This window comes from Longimicrobium sp., assembly GCF_036388275.1.
In the GTDB taxonomy this organism is placed as follows: Bacteria; Gemmatimonadota; Gemmatimonadetes; order Longimicrobiales; family Longimicrobiaceae; genus Longimicrobium.
Genome location: NZ_DASVSF010000045.1, coordinates 1 through 1,816, shown reverse-complemented (window position 1 = coordinate 1,816; position 1,816 = coordinate 1). Strand labels below are relative to the sequence as shown.

At 64.8% G+C, this 1,816-nt stretch carries 1 protein-coding gene; it reads left to right on the top strand.

The window, feature by feature from the left end:
• Positions 1-300 precede the first annotated feature (300 nt).
• Positions 301-1,515, top strand: a complete 1,215-nt coding sequence (locus VF632_RS09580) for an ISAzo13 family transposase (RefSeq protein ID WP_331022656.1) — start codon at positions 301-303, stop codon at positions 1,513-1,515.
• Positions 1,516-1,816 lie beyond the last annotated feature (301 nt).

Genomic DNA, 1,816 nt, shown 5'->3' with positions numbered 1-1,816 from the left:
GCTGGATGCTCTTCGGCCCGTCTGGCCCCAACAGACCACGCACATACAGCGGCGCCATCCGGCGCCGCGTGCTGCGACCCGTCACGTCGAGGAATGGCGCAAGCCAACGGTCAAGGTCGGCGTCAATGTCACGCGGTAGCGCAACAGCGGTTCCTATCTGCATACCCGCGAGATAGGAGCCCAGACATACTTTTGAAATGCCAAAGTAGTGTTAGGCAACGCCCAGAAATAGGTGAATCGGATTGCTCGGCTGGATTCTGGGGCGATTCCCGCCGTGGCAGAGGCCGCGTATTGTCGGCCATGATCGATGAGCGCCCCATTCGTACCCGCTACCAGGCTGTCCGGTCTTCGCTCAATGAGCGTGGCCGGCGGCTGCACGCGGCGGCGGAAGCCGTCAGTGCCGGCCATGGCGGGATAGCGGCGGCGTCGCGGGCGACCAAGGTCGCGCGCAGCACGATCAGTCGTGGCCTCAAGGACCTGAAGGAGCCTGGCTCGTTGACGGGCCAGGTGCGCCGGAAAGGTGCCGGTCGGCCGACGGTCACGGCCCAGGACGCGACCCTGCTCGGCGACCTGGAGCGGTTGCTCGAGGCGGCGACGATGGGCGATCCGATGCGACCGCTGAGGTGGGTCTCGAAGAGCCACGAGAAGCTGGCGACGGCGTTGCGCGGGATGGGCCACAAGGTGAGCGCCTCGACCATCCCGAAGCTGCTGGAGCGGTTGGACTATCGCCGCCATGTCAACCGCAAGACCAAGGATGGCGGCCAGCATCCGGATCGGGATGCGCAGTTCGAGCCCATCAACGCCAAGGCCCGGGCGTGCCAGGCCGCGGGTCAGCCGGTGATCTCGGTCGACACGAAGAAGAAGGAGTTGATTGGCGCGTTCAGGAATCCCGGCAGCGATTACGGCCCGAAGGGCAAGCCGGTCGAGGTCGATGTCCACGACTTCGAGGACAAGGCACTCGGCAAGGTGGTCCCCTACGGGGTCTACGACGTCGGCGCCAACAGCGGCTATGTCAGCCTCGGCATCGACCACGACACGGCGCAGTTTGCCGTCAACGCCATGCGGCTGTGGCTCGCCAAGCTGGGCCACGAGCGCTACCCGGCCACGCCCAAGGTCATGGTCACGGCCGACTGCGGCGGCTCCAACGGTCCGCGCCTGCGGCTGTGGAAAGTCGAGTTGCAACGGCTTGCCGACGAGACCGGGCTGGTGTTCCAGGTCTGCCATTACCCGCCCGGCACCTCGAAGTGGAACAAGGTCGAGCACCGCCTGTTTTGTCACATCACGCAGAACTGGCGTGCGACGCCGCTCACCAGCCGCCTTGTCGTGGTCGACCTCATCGCCAGCACGACGACCCAGACCGGCCTGACCGTCCGCTGTGAACTCGACACCAACGCCTACGAGAAAGGCATCAAGGTTTCCGACGCCGAGTTGGCAACCCTCAACCTCCAGCGCGATGCTTTCCATCCGGACTGGAACTACACCATCTCACCCCAAAACCAAGAAATAGAGCGATAATTTCTGGGCCTTACCTAAGTTCGGCTTTGGGTGCGCCAGGCGAAGCTGGCGCGGTCCAGCCGGTGAAAGTCCGGCCCAGGTAAGGGGTAGCGCCCGCCTGTAGCGAGTGTTGCGGCGTGGAAGGTGACGACCACGGCGAAGCGTACACAGCGATCGTGTGGGGTCTGTATTGAGCCACGAAATGAGCTTCAACGCAGGGGCCGAGGCGGTCCAAAGCGCCGAAGGCAACATGAGCGGGGCCGTGATGCGAGGCACCGCCGCCCTGCCGGGGTCGGAGACCAGCTCACGCACGAAAGGATCG